General features: G+C 37.5%; 15 protein-coding genes and 1 tRNA gene. 7 read left to right on the forward strand and 9 right to left on the reverse strand.

The genetic code is table 11. The features are described 5' to 3' along the window. Positions 1-135: 135 nt before the first annotated feature. The 7 genes from FEDK69T_RS00880 to FEDK69T_RS00915 all read right to left on the reverse strand — a co-directional run bounded on the left by FEDK69T_RS00880 (position 136) and on the right by FEDK69T_RS00915 (position 10,293). The gene (locus FEDK69T_RS00880; protein WP_023572242.1) at positions 136-2,538 is read right to left on the reverse strand and encodes an alpha-ketoacid dehydrogenase subunit alpha/beta; all 2,403 of its coding nucleotides are present in this window, start codon (positions 2,536-2,538) and stop codon (positions 136-138) included. A gap of 203 nt (positions 2,539-2,741) precedes the next feature. Next, complete coding sequence (locus FEDK69T_RS00890) at positions 2,742-5,576, reverse strand: gluzincin family metallopeptidase (RefSeq protein WP_316948999.1); 2,835 nt, start codon at positions 5,574-5,576, stop codon at positions 2,742-2,744. A 277-nt stretch (positions 5,577-5,853) separates the two neighbouring features. Then, a tRNA-Tyr gene (locus FEDK69T_RS00895) sits at positions 5,854-5,935 on the reverse strand. Positions 5,936-6,094: 159 nt separating this feature from the next. After that, complete coding sequence (locus tag FEDK69T_RS00900) at positions 6,095-7,219, reverse strand: TlpA disulfide reductase family protein (protein ID WP_023572245.1); 1,125 nt, start codon at positions 7,217-7,219, stop codon at positions 6,095-6,097. A gap of 172 nt (positions 7,220-7,391) precedes the next feature. Continuing rightward, positions 7,392-8,807 carry an MBL fold metallo-hydrolase gene (locus tag FEDK69T_RS00905; RefSeq protein ID WP_023572246.1) on the reverse strand — a complete coding sequence of 472 codons (1,416 nt, stop codon included), beginning with the start codon at positions 8,805-8,807 and terminating at the stop codon, positions 7,392-7,394. Between the two features lie 59 nt (positions 8,808-8,866). After that, a complete protein-coding gene (locus FEDK69T_RS00910; RefSeq protein WP_035629885.1) occupies positions 8,867-9,661 on the reverse strand; it encodes a sulfite exporter TauE/SafE family protein in 795 nt (264 codons plus the stop codon). Continuing rightward, positions 9,661-10,293: a Crp/Fnr family transcriptional regulator gene (locus tag FEDK69T_RS00915; protein WP_023572248.1), complete on the reverse strand. Its 633-nt coding sequence runs from the start codon at positions 10,291-10,293 to the stop codon at positions 9,661-9,663. The genes FEDK69T_RS00910 and FEDK69T_RS00915 overlap by 1 nt, the downstream gene beginning before the upstream one ends. 232 nt (positions 10,294-10,525) lie before the next feature. Between FEDK69T_RS00915 and FEDK69T_RS00920 the strand changes: the two genes are divergently transcribed. Then, positions 10,526-11,800 carry a Glu/Leu/Phe/Val family dehydrogenase gene (locus tag FEDK69T_RS00920; RefSeq protein ID WP_023572249.1) on the forward strand — a complete coding sequence of 425 codons (1,275 nt, stop codon included), beginning with the start codon at positions 10,526-10,528 and terminating at the stop codon, positions 11,798-11,800. Positions 11,801-11,919: 119 nt separating this feature from the next. Here the strand turns inward: FEDK69T_RS00920 and FEDK69T_RS00925 are convergent, their stop codons facing one another. Continuing rightward, complete coding sequence (locus tag FEDK69T_RS00925) at positions 11,920-12,294, reverse strand: DUF423 domain-containing protein (RefSeq protein WP_023572250.1); 375 nt, start codon at positions 12,292-12,294, stop codon at positions 11,920-11,922. A 122-nt stretch (positions 12,295-12,416) separates the two neighbouring features. Between FEDK69T_RS00925 and FEDK69T_RS00930 the strand changes: the two genes are divergently transcribed. Genes FEDK69T_RS00930 through FEDK69T_RS00945 form a run of 5 tightly spaced genes read left to right on the forward strand, consistent with a single transcriptional unit; the run spans position 12,417 to position 14,384 of the window. Further along, positions 12,417-12,977, forward strand: a complete 561-nt coding sequence (locus FEDK69T_RS00930; protein WP_023572251.1) for a hypothetical protein — start codon at positions 12,417-12,419, stop codon at positions 12,975-12,977. Next, positions 12,964-13,104, forward strand: coding sequence for a hypothetical protein (locus FEDK69T_RS16005; RefSeq protein ID WP_165571682.1), 141 nt, complete (start codon positions 12,964-12,966; stop codon positions 13,102-13,104). The genes FEDK69T_RS00930 and FEDK69T_RS16005 overlap by 14 nt, the downstream gene beginning before the upstream one ends. After that, positions 13,088-13,390, forward strand: a complete 303-nt coding sequence (locus FEDK69T_RS00935; protein WP_023572252.1) for a hypothetical protein — start codon at positions 13,088-13,090, stop codon at positions 13,388-13,390. The genes FEDK69T_RS16005 and FEDK69T_RS00935 overlap by 17 nt, the downstream gene beginning before the upstream one ends. Positions 13,391-13,434: 44 nt before the next feature. Further along, complete coding sequence (locus FEDK69T_RS00940) at positions 13,435-13,821, forward strand: YchJ family protein (RefSeq protein ID WP_023572253.1); 387 nt, start codon at positions 13,435-13,437, stop codon at positions 13,819-13,821. Then, entirely contained in the window at positions 13,821-14,384 is a 564-nt protein-coding gene (locus FEDK69T_RS00945) for a hypothetical protein (RefSeq protein ID WP_035629884.1), read from the forward strand. Before FEDK69T_RS00940 ends, FEDK69T_RS00945 begins: the two co-directional genes overlap by 1 nt. Here the strand turns inward: FEDK69T_RS00945 and FEDK69T_RS00950 are convergent. Continuing rightward, entirely contained in the window at positions 14,381-14,935 is a 555-nt protein-coding gene (locus FEDK69T_RS00950; RefSeq protein ID WP_023572254.1) for a 2'-5' RNA ligase family protein, read from the reverse strand. The genes FEDK69T_RS00945 and FEDK69T_RS00950 overlap by 4 nt on opposite strands. A gap of 224 nt (positions 14,936-15,159) precedes the next feature. On the opposite strand from FEDK69T_RS00950, the gene FEDK69T_RS00955 reads away from it, so the two are divergent. Beyond that, on the forward strand, positions 15,160-16,764 hold the full coding sequence (locus FEDK69T_RS00955; protein ID WP_023572255.1) for a class I SAM-dependent methyltransferase: 1,605 nt from the start codon (positions 15,160-15,162) through the stop codon (positions 16,762-16,764). The last annotated feature ends 4 nt before the right edge of the window (positions 16,765-16,768 follow it).

Genomic DNA, 16,768 nt, shown 5'->3' on the forward strand with positions numbered 1-16,768 from the left:
CAAAATCGGAGTTTTTGTTTTATTTTTTGAAATAGTTTACTTCTGAATGTACCCAATTGAGACAAAAAAAAGATTCCGCTAACTGAATGGTAGCGGAATCTGTATTTTAAAAGTATCTGTTTCGATTAAATCCGATTAATACAAGCTTGGGTATTTCACCGGATTAACTTCATGCATGATATCATATACTTTCTCGTAAATATCTTCAACTGAAGGTTTAGAGAAATAATCTCCGTCAGTACCATACGCAGGACGGTGTGCTTTAGAGGCTAACGTTTCCGGATTACTATCTAAATGTTTGTATCCTTTTTGCTCGTCTACAATCTGTTGTAAAATGAAGGCAGAAGCTCCACCTGGAACATCCTCGTCAATTACCAATAAACGGTTTGTTTTAGCAAGCGATTTTACGATGTCATGATTAATATCGAACGGAAGCAACGATTGGATGTCGATGATTTCAGCATCAATACCAACTTCAAGCAATTCTTTTGCAGCCTGTTCAACCAAACGCAATGTAGAACCGTATGAAACTAACGTAATGTCACTTCCTTGTTTAATGGTTTCCACAACTCCGATAGGTGTTTTGAATTCACCTAAGTTAGTTGGCATTTTTTCTTTCAAACGGTAACCGTTCAAACATTCCACCAATAAAGCTGGTTCGTCAGTTTCCAATAAAGTATTATAGAAACCAGCTGCTTTAGTCATGTTTCTCGGAACCAAAACGTGAATACCGCGGATTGCATTGATAATCATACCCATTGGAGAGCCTGAATGCCAGATTCCTTCCAAACGGTGACCACGTGTTCTTATGATTAGCGGTGCTTTTTGGCGACCGGCAGTTCTGTATTGTAAAGTAGCTAAATCGTCACTCATAATCTGGATAGCATACAAAAGGTAATCCAAATACTGAATTTCAGCGATTGGGCGTAAACCTCTCATTGCCATACCGATTCCCTGTCCTAAAATAGTAGCCTCACGGATACCGGCATCCGATACGCGGAATTCACCGTATTTCTCCTGCATTCCTTCCAAACCTTGGTTAACGTCACCAATATTTCCGGAATCTTCCCCGAAAATCAAAGTTTCAGGATGTTTGTCGAAAATAACATCGAAGTTATTTCTCAATACCAAACGAGCATCAACTTCTTCTGAAGTTTCGTCATATTTTGGTAAAACTTCTTTTGTAGAGAATACGTTGTTATCGGATTGTGAGAATAAATGCGAACTGAATTTCGGCTGGATTTTTTCGATATAAGCAGTAATCCAAGCTGAAAGTTGTGCTTTTCCGTTTTCTTTTACGATTAAACGTAAAACTTTACGGGCTGCAGTGATAATATCTTTTCGGATTGGCTCTTTAATGGAAGCCAAATCGTTTACATATTTTTCAATGAAAACTTTGTTCTCACTTGATGCTGCAATCGAATTCAATAAAGCAACTAACTCTTGTTGTTCTGCTTTCATTGGTTCGACAAAAGCTGACCAAGCCGCTTTTTTACCCTCAAGAACGTCTTTTTTAGCTTGATTGTCAATAGCTTCGATTTCTTCGGCTGTAGCCAAATTATTGCTGATCAACCAATTTCGCATTTGTGCTAAACAGTCAAATTCTGCTTCCCAAGCCAAACGATCTGCATTTTTGTATCGTTCGTGAGATCCTGAGGTTGAATGTCCTTGCGGTTGCGTTAATTCCAAAACGTGAATTAAAACCGGAACATGCTCTTCTCGGGCAATTTGTGATGCTCTCTGATAAGTTTCCACCAAAGTAGGGTAATCCCAACCTTTAACGGTGATGATTTCATACCCTTTGTTGTTTTCATCACGCTGGAAACCTTTTAAGATTTCTGAAATGTTTTCTTTTGTAGTCTGGTATCTTGCATGAACCGAGATTCCGTATTCGTCATCCCAAACGCTCATTACCATTGGTACCTGCAATACTCCTGCTGCATTGATGGTTTCAAAAAACAAACCTTCAGAGGTAGAGGCGTTTCCGATGGTTCCCCATGCTACTTCATTCCCTTTTTCGGAGAAATTAGTTTGGTTGATACCGCCAACATTTCTGTATATTTTAGAAGCTTGTGCCAAACCTAATAAACGAGGCATTTGTCCCGCAGTAGGAGAGATGTCGGCACTTGAATTTTTCTGTTGCGTAAGATTCTTCCAGTTTCCGTTTTCGTCAAGCGAATGGGTTGCAAAGTGACCACCCATCTGACGTCCGGCACTCATTGGATCGTGAGCTAAATCGGTATGACCGTATAAACCAGCGAAAAACTGCTGGATTGTCATTTGACCGATGGCCATCATGAAAGTCTGATCGCGGTAGTATCCCGAACGGAAATCACCATTACGGAATGCTTTTGCCATGGCTAATTGCGGTACTTCTTTTCCGTCACCGAAAATTCCAAACTTTGCTTTACCGGTTAAAACTTCACGTCTTCCTAATAAACTACATTCCCGGCTTATGGTTGCAATTTTGTAATCATTAAGTACTTCTGTTTTGAAATCTTCAAATGAAAGTACTTCTTTAGTGGCTGTTTGGTTCATATAGCTAATGATATGTTAAGTGACAAATTTAATTATTTCTCCGATATAAAACAATGGGACGATAAAATAATAATTTCACTTTTGATAATAATATTGTTTGATACTGTGTTTTTTATGAATTATTCTTATCTAAAAATGTTTTTTTATGATATTTTTCCAATAAAACTGATTGAAAATAATGACTGTTTTTTTTAAATACAGCATTATAACCACTTTCTTGTGAATAATGATATCAGTGTTTTCGGACTCAATGTAATCACATAACGTATCTTTTCACCATAATGAGGCTGTGTAATTTCCCATCCGTTATTTGAAGAAATCGGAAAATACAATTCGAAATAATCAGGAACTAAGTTTAATCGTATTCCGTTGTCGTACAAAAATTTAGATTTAAAACCTTCATTTTTTACCAAACCGATATCGCCATAAACTTCAATCCAGTTCCAGATGTTGAAACTTGCATTTATAGTTGTCATCCATTGGTTAGCTAAAGGGGGATCTAATTTCGATTTAAAGCCTCCTTCGGCCATTATGTATTGCTGACTGAAAATACCTGTTGTTTCGGAGCGGCCCAGTAATGCATAATCATACAAATAATCCGTTGGGCGATCTAAGCCGAAGCTGAAAAATTCTGACTTGGTATCCCGATACATAAAAGTTCCCGCAAAAAGGCGTAAATTGATTTGCCGGTTATTGTCAAAAAGCTTTCGATATTGTACTTCACCGGCTAATTTCGCAAAGTTTTTATCAATCTGAACATCCGCCATCATCCCATAAACTCTGGTAATTTCTGAAGCTCCTTTGGAATAACGCAAATTGAAAACCGAATAATTTTCATCTTTACTGACTACTACGTTGGAGTGTTCTCGTTCTACAAATACGTGTCGGATCAAAACGTTTTCCTTCTCGTTGGATCTGTAATTCAAATCCCTGAAACGGAAGTTAATGGAAGGTGTCACTTTGGTGTAAGCGGCATCTGGCGCGTAATGGTATGTAGATCCGCCAAGACTGTAACGAATATTGTATAAACGGTCTTCTCGGACATTTTGATTTACGGTAAAAAAAGCCCCTCCAATGAGTGAATTTGTCTTGACGGAGTAAATAGGGCTGAGATCAAAGATAAAAGGTTTGTCCAGAAATGATTTATTATGAATGCTTAGGCCGGGAGAAATGCCATCGTAATAGTTATATGATAATTCCGGTACATAAAAGATTTGATTAACCGAGGAATCTTCAAGGTCTTTTATGAAAGTGAATTTTATAGGGCGATTGTTTCCTAAAAAGCTTTTCGTTGCTTTCCAGTTGTTCCGGGCGTTGTATTCCGGAATTTTGTTTTCGTAATTCAGTACAAGTTTGTCGACATTCTCTTTCGGGAGCGTTAAGGCGCTGTCTTTGACAACGTTTTCAACCCATCTTTTGAAAATAATTGTGTCCTTATTGATTCCGTAAACTGAAACCGGCACATTGGTATTGGTTCTGTTTTTAATGACTACTTCTATGGAATCACTGTTTTTTTTGATGTCTCCGAATTTATAATCAATCAGATCCCGTTTATGCACGACGGTTTTGAAAAACCAATCAGTGTTTTTGTCTGTTTTTTGGTTTAAAAGGGTTTTGAAATCCTCTTCGCCGGTTTGTTGGGCCTGATTCAGTTTCACGAAATCTGCAATTGTTTTGGAAACTTTATCATCGCCTAAATAATCGTTTAGGTAGTCAAGGCTCATTCCGGCCTTATATCTTCCGGATATTTGTTCATTGAATTTAATGAACGTGTTTTTTGAATCCCCGATTGACTGGTCCAGGTTTTTTCGGGCCATCAGGAGATATAGATAGTAGTATTGGTCGTTAAAATCAGACTTAAAAAGATTATAACCTTTCAGTAATTTGAATTGAGACAGCCTACCCATCATTTTCATGTCGGGGTAATTTTCTTCGATGTATCTCATCATAACGTAAGTCTGAATTCCGTCAATCAGCCATGTGTCTTTTCTGGGATTGATGTGTAATGCGGCTTTCAGGTAGTTATTGATATATGTTTTCAGGAATTTTAATTCATAAAGAAATTCATTTGGAAACGGACTCAAAAAGGCGGGAAGCTGATTCAGTCCGTAAAACGGATTTCTGTCGTAATCCACTTGAGAAACAACTATTTTTTCCTGAGGTAGTTTTCCTAATTGATTGGAAACAAAACTAACCACACGATCAATTACGATAGCTTTCTGGATATCGTTTAATCGTTTGTCTTTCAAATTGGAAACTACTTCCTGGTATTTGTTTTTATGGCTGACAAAGGTTGGCAGGGTTTCAATGATGAGATTGAAATCGGTAATGTTTTTTCCTTTCAGCTGATAGGTGCTTTCGTAATCATTTTCATTGCCCGCTATTTTAGTGCTTTCCAAGTCGGTATAAACATGAATGCCGGTTGGAAGGGTAATTTTGATGTCATAATCAGAAATAGCATTGGCAATATCATTCAGATTTTCGTTACTGTTTTTGATAAAGATGCCATTGTCAAATCGGGCAGGGGCTAAAAACCAGTTTTTCAGATATAAACTGCCTAGGTTTTCGTCATAGCCGAAACGGGTAAAACGCTGGTTGGGAACCTGAATGGTGTACTTGATTTTTAGTTTAAATTCCTGATTCGGATAAATAGGAGAATCCAAATGAATGCTTAGTAAGTCAACCTGCTTTTCAGGCCTGGAAAATTGTAAATCAAGATCGTTTTCATCAGTGATTGAGATTATGGAAGTTCTTCCGCGTTCAGATTCCTTTGCTAAATGGAAACTGCGAATAAATTCATCAGAAAATCGTTTCCCTAGCGGAGAGTTTTTGTCGGAATAGGCGTTGTTCCAATCGTTTAATACGAGTTCTTTTATAATATTGTTGGTATTATTGATATAGACGATCTCTTGTTCAATGTTAAGAACCTTGTTGGCCATGTCGACATTTACAGTAAGATTGCTGCGGTGTTGTGCAAATAAGAGACTTACATTTAAAAGTAAAATCAGGGTAAGGAAAAATTTAAATACGACTTTCAAATGTTTTGTGAATTATGTGCTTGTAATTTTTGAAGCGTAAATTTAGAAAAAACATCTGATTGCTCTAATTTTAAGACAAAAAATAAAAGCAATTCCAGACGCATTTAGTTGAAAGAGGTTTAATCAAATCTATTGATATTGATGTCGAAAGTAGAAGAGATAAACGGACTTTTGTATTTTGAGTAAAGCCGGATTGTTTGTTTCTGTTTTTATAAAGTAAAACTTAGATCACATATTAAACAAAAAAAGCAAGCTGTTGTAGCTTGCTTTTTGTTTGTGGGGAGAGCAGGATTCGAACCTGCGAAGACTTAGTCAGCAGATTTACAGTCTGCCCTCGTTGGCCGCTTGAGTATCTCCCCAACGCATAATTGTTTATTGCGGTGCAAATATAGAACTGTTTTTTCAGTATCCAAACATATTTTAAAGATAATTCATAACTTTTTTTTAACGTGTTGGGTGTGAATAAAATAAAAAAATCTCCCTGAGGAGATTTTTTTATTTTTCGGATGAAAAGAAACTTATTTAGCTAATAATTCGGCAATTTTTGCTTTCAATTCAGCTCCTCTTAAATCTTTTGCAACGATTTTTCCTGAAGCATCAAGGATAAAAGTGGCAGGGATTGATTCAACATTGTATAGTTTTGCAATCGGCTCTTGCCAATGTTTCAAATTCGATACTTGTGTCCAAGTTAATTTGTCTTTTGCGATTGCTTCTTTCCATTTATCAGCATCTTTGTCTAATGAAACACCAATGATATTTAATCCTTTTGCATGAAATTCATTGTATAATGCAACTACATTAGGATTTTCCTGACGGCAAGGGGAGCACCATGAAGCCCAGAAATCAACAATTGTTACTTTACCTAATGATTCTTTTAAAGAAACGGTTTTTCCTTCCGGGGTTGGAGCTGCAAAGTCTGGGGCAACGCTATCTGTATTTACTGCTTTTTGACGGTTTACATGTTCATTTACGCGCATACCACACTTTGTTTTTTTAACGTCTGTAGATAAGGCATTGTATAATTTTACAATTTTGTCAGTCTCTAAAGTTTGTCGGCCAATGAAGTTTTCCAATAAAAGAACTGAAAGGAATGTCGTTGGGTTTTTTTCAACGAATTCTTCAGAAAATTTATCCATATCTTTTTGGAAGCCAAAGTTTTGCTTTGAAAGTGAATTCATTACTGCAGTATCTTTTGCTTTTTGAGCATCCATGAATTTTTGTTGGTTGGCTTTTCGGAAAGCTATCATTTTTTTGAAAATAACGTTGGAACCATCGTTGTATTCCTGGAATTTATCATTATTTGCAGTGCCTCCGATTTTAGATTTTTGGACGGTGTCTTTATCTACAGTGATATCGATCTCTCCATTTTCAAGGATAAACGGAACCATATTGTTTAGACCGTCAATAACGAGAAAACCAATTTCCGGTCCTTCTTTGAATTCTCCTTTAAATTCAAATTTTCCGTTTTCTATTTTTACAGTATCTTTTGAAACAGGTCCCGCTTCATTCTGAATTTGAAGTATCGCCATTTTTCCGTTTTCGATACCTTCAGCCTTACCGGTAATAAGGAATTCATTATCCCCAACTTTACTACATGAAGCTAAAATGGATAATCCGGCCAATAAAAGAAGTCTCTTAGTCATAATTTGATTTTTTAGCATTTGTGAATCGTCTGATTCATTAGCGTTTGTTTATAAGTGATACAAAAGTATTTATTTTTTAGGAATGATAATTCGCACGACTAATTTTTGTTAGTTTATGAATAAAAAAAATCAGGCTAGAGCCTGATTTTTCTATTTCACGATTGTTACTTTCTTATTTTAATGTCGAAGGACAAACAAATTGCGTTAACGGTACCCCGGCATTACGGATTCCGCTGATTCCTTTTTCTACATTGATCATGTTGTGATAACCGCGGGCTTTTAATATCGAGGCCATGATTACAGAACGGTATCCTCCTGCACAATGCAGGTAGAATTCTTCTTTCTTAGGGACTTCCGAAAGTTGGGCATTTACAAAATCCAACGGAATGTTTATTGCATTTTCTACATGTTCGGCTTTATATTCACTCGGTTTTCTTGAATCTACAACTGGATGTTTTGTCTGATCTTTTTCTGTAGCAAATTGCTCAGGAGAAATGGAAACTATGCTTTCGGTTTCAAAACCCGCAGCTTTCCATGCAGTCAATCCGCCTTTCAGATAACCTAGACAGTTGTCAAATCCTACACGTGCTAAACGGGTAATGGCTTCTTCTTCTTTTCCTTCAGGTGTAATCAGTAAAATTGGGTGTTTAACATCCATAATCAAAGCGCCAACCCAAGGAGCAAAGTTTCCGTGCAAACCGATGAATACAGAATTAGGAACATGTTCTTTTACGAAATCATTTTCGTGACGTACGTCCAAAATTAAAGCTTCCGATTGATTTGCAAGTGCTTCAAAAGAATCTGGTTCCAATGCAGTATTGGCTTTGGTCATGATGGTTTCCAAACTGTCATATCCCTGAATGTTCATTAAAACATTTTGAGGGAAATAAGCAGGCGGAGCACTAAGACCATCCAATAATTCTGCGATGAATTCTTCTTTAGTCATGTCGGCACGCAAAGCATAGTTAACCTTTTTCTGATTCCCTAAAGTATCAGTGGTTTCTTTGCTCATGTTTTTCCCGCAGGCACTACCAGCTCCGTGATTAGGATATACGATCAAATCATCGGATAAAGGCATAATTTTATTACGAAGTGAATCATAAAGCATTCCCGCCAGTTTTTCCTGAGTCAAATCAGTAACCAGTTTCTGAGCCAAATCAGGTCTTCCTACGTCACCGATAAATAAAGTGTCACCGGTTATGATTCCGTGCTGTTGTCCGTTTTCGTCAATTAAAAGGTACGTTGTGCTTTCTAAAGTATGCCCGGGAGTGTGGATTGCTTTAATGGTATAGTTTCCGATTTTGAACTCCTGGTTGTCTTCAGCTATAATCGTTTCGAAATTAGGTTTTGCTGTTGGTCCGTAAACAATTTGTGCCCCTGTTTTTTTCGACAGATCCAAGTGTCCGGAAACGAAATCAGCATGAAAATGCGTTTCAAAAATGTATTTGATTTTTGCGTTGTCTTTAGTTGCTTTATCGATGTACGACTGAACCTCGCGTAAAGGGTCAAAAATAGCAGCCTCTCCATTATTTTCAATGTAATAGGCAGCGTGAGCCATACATCCTGTATAAATTTGTTCTATTTTCATATCTATGTTCAAATTTTGTGTAAAGGTAATTTATTATTTAAAATCAAAAGTAACATTGGTTACAGTCTGAGGAATTCTTTGGATAAAATAAAAATCGCCATTAACAGTACAAAGTAACCAAACCCTTTCTTAAGTTGAGCCTCATTTAAGAACTTATTAAGATAAATTCCGATAAAAATCCCAATAATAGATAAGGACGAGAAACTCAGTAAGAAAAGCCAGTCGATTTCCAGTGTCTGTATGTCGCCGGCAAACCCAATCAGCGAATTCAAGGCGATGATAAATAGGGAAGTGGCAATGGCTTTTCGCATTGGCAATTTAGCAAAAAACACCAATGAAGGAATGATCAAAAAACCACCACCGGCTCCAACGAAACCAATTAAAATCCCAATTCCAAAAGTCTGGGCAACAAAAAGGAGTTTGGATTCTTTTTTTTCGGTAGGTGTAAAATCGTCGATTTTCTTTTTCTTCAGCATTGATGCAGCTGCAAAAAGCATTATTACTGCAAATAGTATCATCAGAAATGCCTCTTTGCTCAGGCTGAATCCAAAGAGCGAAATAATAGTGTCAGGAAGTTTTGGGACTAAAATACGTCGGGTTAAGTAAACCGCCGTGAAAGAAGGGATTGCAAAAAGAAATCCTTTTTTGACATCCACAAAGCCTTTAAAAAAATTCTGAGTGGCACCAAAGGCTGAAGTTGTCCCTACTATAAATAAGGAATAAGCCGTTGCTGTAACTGGACTGAAGCTTAAAATATAAACCAGGATCGGAACTGTTAGTATGGAACCGCCACCCCCTGTCAACCCAAGTATTAATCCAATAAGCAAGGCGCCAATATATCCCAGTATTTCCATTAAAATTGAAGTATTTCTATTTTATTGCGGTTTAGTTTTATTTTTCCTTCCAGTTCAAGACTTTTTAACAAGCGAGAAACAACCACGCGCGATGTGTGCATGTCGGTTGCAATTTCCTGATGCGTGTTGGCAATTTCTGAAGTTCCTAAAACTTTGGCTTTATCTGTCAGGTATTTGTACAGGCGTTCGTCCATTTTCATAAATGCCAACGTGTCTATGGCTTCCAACATTTCCAGTAAACGTGTATTGTAACTTTCAAGGACGAAATTGCGCCATGATTTGTATTTGACAAGCCATTCTTCCATTTTGTCAATCGGGATCATGATTAAATTGCCTTCGGTTTCGGAAATCGCCATTATTTTACTCTTAGTTTTACCTAAGCAGCAGGTTAATGTCATTGCGCAAGTGTCTCCGCGTTCTAGAAAATACAATAGTAATTCGTTTCCGTTTTCGTCTTCACGAAGAATTTTTATGGCGCCATTTAGAAGTATCGGCATGAATTTTATCTGTTCGCCAATTTCGATAAGAATTTCATCCTGACGAAATTTTCGTTGGATGCCTACCGATGCAATTTCTTTTAGTAATTCATCTTCAAATAAATAGGAATAGGATTCTATTAATTGCTGATGCATGGCTTGTTTTTTTGCAAATGTAAGATTTTGAAAAACTTAAGTAAGTAACTTTTGTTACTAATCTGGCGATATTTCACAAATAACCCTTAAGGCGTTGTTAAATTGTTGGTTTGTGTTACATTTTTAATGATAAAAATCAGTTTATGTAATTTTAAAAAACATATATTTGCTTGCTTTTTTACAGAGCAAGGAATAAACAAACGAAAAACTTAAGTTGAAAATCATAAAAATTATGGCAACAACAGCAAAGCCCCAGCCGAGCATGTATGAAAACGTTAAGATACAGTTTGAAAAAGCTGCTAACGTTATGGGATTGGATGATACTGTTAAGAAAATCCTTTCCTCTACAAACAATGAAATTATAGTTAACTTTCCTGTGAAAATGGATAACGGAACCGTAGAAGTATTTACGGGATACCGAGTTCAGCATAACAATGTATTAGGTCCTTACAAAGGAGGATTGCGTTACCACCCAACAGTTGATATCGATGCTGCAAGAGCATTAGCGACTTGGATGACTTGGAAAACATCTTTAGCAGGACTTCCTTATGGAGGTGGTAAAGGTGGAATCCAATTGGATCCTAAAAAATATTCTCAGGGTGAATTAGAGCGTATTACTCGTCGTTTTACTTATGCATTAGGTGACAATATTGGTCCTGAGCATGATATTCCGGCACCGGACGTGAACACTAACGCACAAATGATGGCTTGGATTGCAGATACTTACATGTCTACAAAATCTCCGGCTGAGCGTTCTAAAAACCAACACGTTGTTACTGGAAAACCAGTAGGATCAGGAGGTTTGGAAGGACGTGACCGTGCAACAGGATTTGGAGTAGTGGTTACTTTGGAATCATGGGCAAAATTAAGAAACACTTCTTTGGAAGGAAAAACATATATCGTTCAGGGATTTGGTAACGTAGGATACTGGGCAGCACATTTCATGAACAAAAACGGAGCAATTCTTGTTGGAGTTCAGGATGCTACAGGAACTATCTATAATCCTGAAGGAATTGATCCAGAAGCATTATTGCGTTTCCAGGCGGATAACGGAACTATTTCAGGTTTCAAAAATACACAGGACTATAACTCAGCTGAATTCTTCGGAATCGAATGTGATATCATCATTCCTGCTGCTTTGGGTAACCAGATTACAGCTGATAACGCAGAATCTGTAAAAGCAAAAGTAATCGCTGAAGGAGCTAACGGACCTACAGATACAGAAGGAGAAGAGATTTTATTAGCAAAAGGAGTTGAGATCATCCCTGATATATTATGTAATTCAGGAGGTGTAATCGGTTCTTACTTTGAGTGGTTACAAAACCGTAACGGAGAAATCTGGACTATGGACGATGTGATCATCAAATTAAGAAGAAAAATGGAAGACGCATTCAACCGTGTTGTTATTACTGGTGGTCAGTACAAAACAGACTGGAGAACAGCAGCTTACATTCAAGCATTAGTGCGAATTGAAATGGCATACAAACAAAGAGGTATCTTCCCATAATGGATATCTTTTCCAAAATAAAAAAACCACTCATTTGAGTGGTTTTTTTATTCAATTAATTTATTAACTGCTGATTAGTTGAAGTTTTAAGCAGAAAAAATGCTAAATCAACAGTATTTCTAAATCACGGTAAGAAATAGCAAGGCCCATCCGGTAACCAATAACAAGCCTCCCAAGGGAGTAACCGGACCAAGAAAGCGCCATTTGTTGCCAGTCATCGAAGTAAGACACAAACCATAAATGCTGAAAGAAAACAATAGTATTCCGGTAATAAAACACCAGCCAATACTTTCCTCCAAAGCAGAACTAAAAGTTAATAGTTGTGGAAGTATCAGCAATACTATAGTGTGATACATTTGGTATTTTACACCGGTTTCAAAGCTTTTCAATAAATCCTCACTCATTCGCTTCTTTAAGGCGTGTGCGCCAAAAGCACCAAAAATAACGGCCAATCCTCCATACAAAGCTCCAAATGCCAGAACGGTTTCTTTCATAAAAATGTTTTTTTCAAAGATAGAGATTTAGTTCTTTTGTTGTGATTGGTATATTTCGGCTTCTTTTAAGGGTAACTGTTATACTTTTTGCGGTTAAGTTTCAAAATTTTATCTTTGCCGCCATGCAGAAAACCTACAATAGAACCAATTTCCACAAACATACCTTTTGTATTTACAAAGAAGTTCCGGCTGAGGAAATCAACGGTTTAAAACTTGGTTACACAAGTAAATCGGGAAGTAGCTACTATTTCACCGAAAAAGGATTGTACCGTGTTTCAAATCATTGGGGGCGTGCTGCAAACTGCCGCTGGCGATTGTTGCCTCTGGCGGAAGGGACACCATTAAAGACTAAAATTGGTTATGCTGGTTGGAATGATTTTTATCCGAATAACGAACATGAAAACCTGTTTTATATTGAAGTGGATTTTGACACCAATGAAGTAAGTTTTCAGCACAAGGCCAACCCAAAGTACGATGGTAAAGCACAAGTCCGTAATGCAGCCGAAACAGCTCGTGTAATCAGGCAAATTAACGAGGTAATTACCACTGAAAATTGGGCAAAATACCTTAAATTTGATAGTATAAATGACCTGCGGAAAGAAGTGATAGAACGGTTGATTACTACTAACCAGACATTTCTTGAAATAAAACGCAAAATTGGAGAGTTGTATGGGACGACGTAACGAAACTAATCGTTTGGCACACAAAAAGAAAGTGGACCAAAAGAAAAACAGGGAAAAGGAAGCAGCACAACTTAGAAAAGAAAAACTCAAAGCTATTGTGCAGCAGTTTAATGATCAAAACAGTTAAAGCCAGTACAATGCAAATCAATTATACCATAATAAGAGCAACCATTCAACAAGCAATTGATTATTTGGTTGTTGACAAGGATACTAATGCCGCAACTCTAAAATTAGTTGATGCAGATGAGATCATTACTGATTTGATAGACCATGCCGAAACTGATGAGGATATTATTGAGATAAGCCGATATCAGGTGTTGCTGAACCAATTGCACCAAAAGATAAATGAGGTGAAGAATATGAGATATGGAACGGACGAAAAAAATAGTGAAGAAGAAAATTACCTTTGTTAATTATGCCTCATACTCATAAATCATAACTTTTAACTCAAAGTATTGTGCAAAACTGTTATTGCGGTTCTGGAAAACCATTTGAAAATTGTTGTCATCCTTATATTTTAGGAAAAGAAAAAGCCCCATCTGCCGAAGCACTGATGCGTTCGCGCTATTCGGCGTATTGCACCCAGCATGCGGATTATCTGGTGGCTACCACACATCGCTCTACTCGTCGTTATCACAATAAAAAAGATATTTTGACCTGGTCAAAAGAAAACAATTGGATTAAGCTGGAAATCATTAATTCTTCTGAAAATACAGTTGAATTCAAAGCCTATTTCATGGATAATAGTTTGCAAAACCATATCCTTCACGAGAAATCCACATTCAAAAAGGAGGGTGATAGTTGGTTTTATGTGGATGGCATTTTCAACGAAGCTATTCGATAATGAACTTAATACCTGCTTTTCAGCCTAAGAAAGAAGCTTTCAAAAACACCTTTTGCATTTTTAGGGAAGTTCCCCTATCGGAAATAGAACATCTGGAACAACGGTTCAAAAGTGAGTCAGGGAGTGCCTATTATTATACTGCTGAAGGGATGTACCGTCTTTCCAATCATTGGGGACGGCTGGCCAATAGTAAGTGGCGGTTATTGGCTATGGATTCGCCAATGTCATCTAAAATCAAATTGGGTTTTGCTAAATGGGAAGATTTCTATCCTGATAATGCTACTGAAAAGTTATACTACATCGAAGCCGATTTCGAAAACCAAACGGCAAACTACTATCACAAAAGCTGTTCGGATTACAACGGAACTACTCTTTTGCGAACCACATCCGGAACCCGGAAACGCTTAAAAAACATCCGTAATATCCTCACATTAACCCAATGGGCTACTCATTATGATCAGGATATTGAAGTGCTGCGAAAAAGAATTGTATCCGAATTAATCAGTACCGATAAAACCCTCGAAGTAATAAAAAGAGAGGTTATTGACAGTTTCCAAAGTTAAAAAAGCGTTCCCTGTACTTCCGTCGGATTACTGTGGAAAGGAAAAACATCCGAAACATAATACTGTTTTATGTTTTCATCGAATGTCCGCAAAACCACACTGCTGCAAAGGAAACTTTCGTTTATGGAAGTAAAATAGCTTTTGGCAATCCCCAGTTTTTCGCGAGACAATCTTCGGGCAATAGACATATGAGGATCGTTGCTTATGTGTAAATCCTTGATGACGAGAGTGTCGTTAATACGTTTCATTATTGGTTTTAACCGGTTTTTGGTATCTTCATCGGGATCGATAAAGAAAGCGCCGTTCGGATAAGAACCAAAACCTGTGAAATGTACTTCAACCGGCTCAAAACCATCACACAGTCTGATCAATTGTTGTTTGACTTTTTCAATTACTGCGTCCGAAGCTTTGAATTCATTAATAGTGATGTGTCCCATCGAATTCTTGCTGTTAAACCAGCCCACTTTTGCCGCAAGATCCTGCTTCATCGTTTTAACCAAAGCGATAACTTCTTCCGACGGAATTATTGCAACCGAGTAATGTCCTTCCATAATTGGTTTGTATCTGTATCAAAATTAATAAAAAATAGAGAATAAGGGAAAAGGCATAAAGTATATCCGAAAAAGGAAGAGGAAAGAAGCTAAAGGGGAGAGGAACAGGTTATTTATTGGGATTTCAATGGTTAGGAATAAGTGGTTAAAAAACTTTTTTATCAATTAATTTATAAATTAACAGATTAACTATTTTTTCTTAAATTTGAGAAAATCACTACCCTATGACCGTAAAGCCAGAACAACGCAGTATCATTTTTAACCATTTAGATGGCCTTGTAACCGCTCCGGTTGCTTATTCTTTGCATCATAAAAAAGTACTCGATGTATTACTGGAAGTCAAGACAATCAGTTTAAAAGAACTAACCGATAAATTCAATGCTAATGAAGGTTATTTGAATGTAGCTTTGCGGACTTTAGCTTCACAGGGATTTTTGGATTACAGCGTTAACAATGCGACGGAAGAAATAATAGTCAGTACAAACGCGAACAGTGCGTTTGCTTTTTCGCTTTTTCCTTTGTACAAGGATGTGATTGACCTGCTTAAGAACTCGGATTTGTTTACGAGCGTGCATATTGCTACGGCCTTTCTTCCGGAATTGCAAACGGTTTTCAATAAATACATAAACCATTTTGGTATTACTTTTTCATCTGATCCAAAAGAAAAAGCATTGCAGGAGCAGGTGCTAAATCACATTGAAGGTTATTTGGTCGGACCGATTATTGTCAGTTTGGGAATGACGGGCATGTTTCATAAGTACTTTATGGAAACCTCTTTTCGCCCCGAAGAATTCCACAAAGAACCTGAAGTCTTCAAGATTATTCTCGATTTCTTTACCCACCTCGATTGGTTTACCGAAAAGAAAGGGTATTACCAGTTTACCGAAACCGGACTCTTTTTTGCTAAACGAGCAACGGCTTATGGGGTAACTGTTTCTTATTTGCCGATGTTTAGGGCTATGGATGATTTGCTGTTTGGCAACCCATCAACCTTGCGTAATATTGGCGTTAATGAAGACGAACTCCACGTAAACCGTGAAATGAATGTATGGGGCAGTGGAGGAGCGCACGCCACCTATTTTAAAGTGGTAGATGATATCCTCATAGAGATTTTCAATAAACCGATTCAAGAGCAACCCAAAGGGATTTTGGACATGGGATGTGGAAACGGTGCTTTCCTACAGCATGTTTTTGATGTGATAGAACGTCAGACCCTGCGAGGAAAAATGTTAGAAGAATATCCTCTTTTTCTGGTGGGAGTAGATTATAACCAGGCTGCGTTGAAAGTCTCCAGAGCCAACCTGATAAAAGCGGACATTTGGGCAAAAGTAATATGGGGTGATATCGGAAAACCCGATTTGTTAGCTCAGGATTTAAAAGAAAACTACAATATCGATTTAGGAGACTTATTGAACGTCCGTACTTTCTTAGACCATAATCGTATTTGGGAACTGCCGACACTTGTCACTCCGGATAGGGTTAGTACTTCAACCGGAGCTTTTGCACACAGGGGAAGACGCATCAGTAATAATGATGTTGAAGATAATTTGTTGGATCATTTCAACAAGTGGGCGCCATTCGTACATAAATTTGGGCTGCTTATTATCGAACTGCATACCATACCACCGGAACTTACAGCTGCTAATCTCGGTAAAACTGCAGCTACAGCTTATGATACCACCCACGGTTTTTCAGACCAATATATCGTAGAAATAGATGTCCTGCACAAAATCGCTGCCGAAGCCGGTTTGCAACCCGATCCGCAATACTTCAAAAAATTCCCTAATACCGATTATGCTACGGTCAGTATTAATTTGTTGAAGGGGTAATATT

The sequence above is a fragment of the Flavobacterium enshiense DK69 genome (genome assembly GCF_000498495.1).
GTDB classification, from domain to species: domain Bacteria; phylum Bacteroidota; class Bacteroidia; order Flavobacteriales; family Flavobacteriaceae; genus Flavobacterium; species Flavobacterium enshiense.

What these genes read in the sequence shown, in the direction of transcription:
- FEDK69T_RS00880 (WP_023572242.1), bottom strand. Translation starts at nt 2,538, where the DNA reads ATGAACCAAACAGCCACTAAAGAAGTACTTTCATTTGAAGATTTCAAA.
- FEDK69T_RS00900 (WP_023572245.1), bottom strand. Translation starts at nt 7,219, where the DNA reads ATGACTAAGAGACTTCTTTTATTGGCCGGATTATCCATTTTAGCTTCA.
- FEDK69T_RS00905 (WP_023572246.1), bottom strand. Translation starts at nt 8,807, where the DNA reads ATGAAAATAGAACAAATTTATACAGGATGTATGGCTCACGCTGCCTAT.
- FEDK69T_RS00910 (WP_035629885.1), bottom strand. Translation starts at nt 9,661, where the DNA reads ATGGAAATACTGGGATATATTGGCGCCTTGCTTATTGGATTAATACTT.
- FEDK69T_RS00915 (WP_023572248.1), bottom strand. Translation starts at nt 10,293, where the DNA reads ATGCATCAGCAATTAATAGAATCCTATTCCTATTTATTTGAAGATGAA.
- FEDK69T_RS00920 (WP_023572249.1), top strand. Translation starts at nt 10,526, where the DNA reads ATGGCAACAACAGCAAAGCCCCAGCCGAGCATGTATGAAAACGTTAAG.
- FEDK69T_RS00925 (WP_023572250.1), bottom strand. Translation starts at nt 12,294, where the DNA reads ATGAAAGAAACCGTTCTGGCATTTGGAGCTTTGTATGGAGGATTGGCC.
- FEDK69T_RS00930 (WP_023572251.1), top strand. Translation starts at nt 12,417, where the DNA reads ATGCAGAAAACCTACAATAGAACCAATTTCCACAAACATACCTTTTGT.
- FEDK69T_RS16005 (WP_165571682.1), top strand. Translation starts at nt 12,964, where the DNA reads ATGGGACGACGTAACGAAACTAATCGTTTGGCACACAAAAAGAAAGTG.
- FEDK69T_RS00935 (WP_023572252.1), top strand. Translation starts at nt 13,088, where the DNA reads ATGATCAAAACAGTTAAAGCCAGTACAATGCAAATCAATTATACCATA.
- FEDK69T_RS00945 (WP_035629884.1), top strand. Translation starts at nt 13,821, where the DNA reads ATGAACTTAATACCTGCTTTTCAGCCTAAGAAAGAAGCTTTCAAAAAC.
- FEDK69T_RS00950 (WP_023572254.1), bottom strand. Translation starts at nt 14,935, where the DNA reads ATGGAAGGACATTACTCGGTTGCAATAATTCCGTCGGAAGAAGTTATC.
- FEDK69T_RS00955 (WP_023572255.1), top strand. Translation starts at nt 15,160, where the DNA reads ATGACCGTAAAGCCAGAACAACGCAGTATCATTTTTAACCATTTAGAT.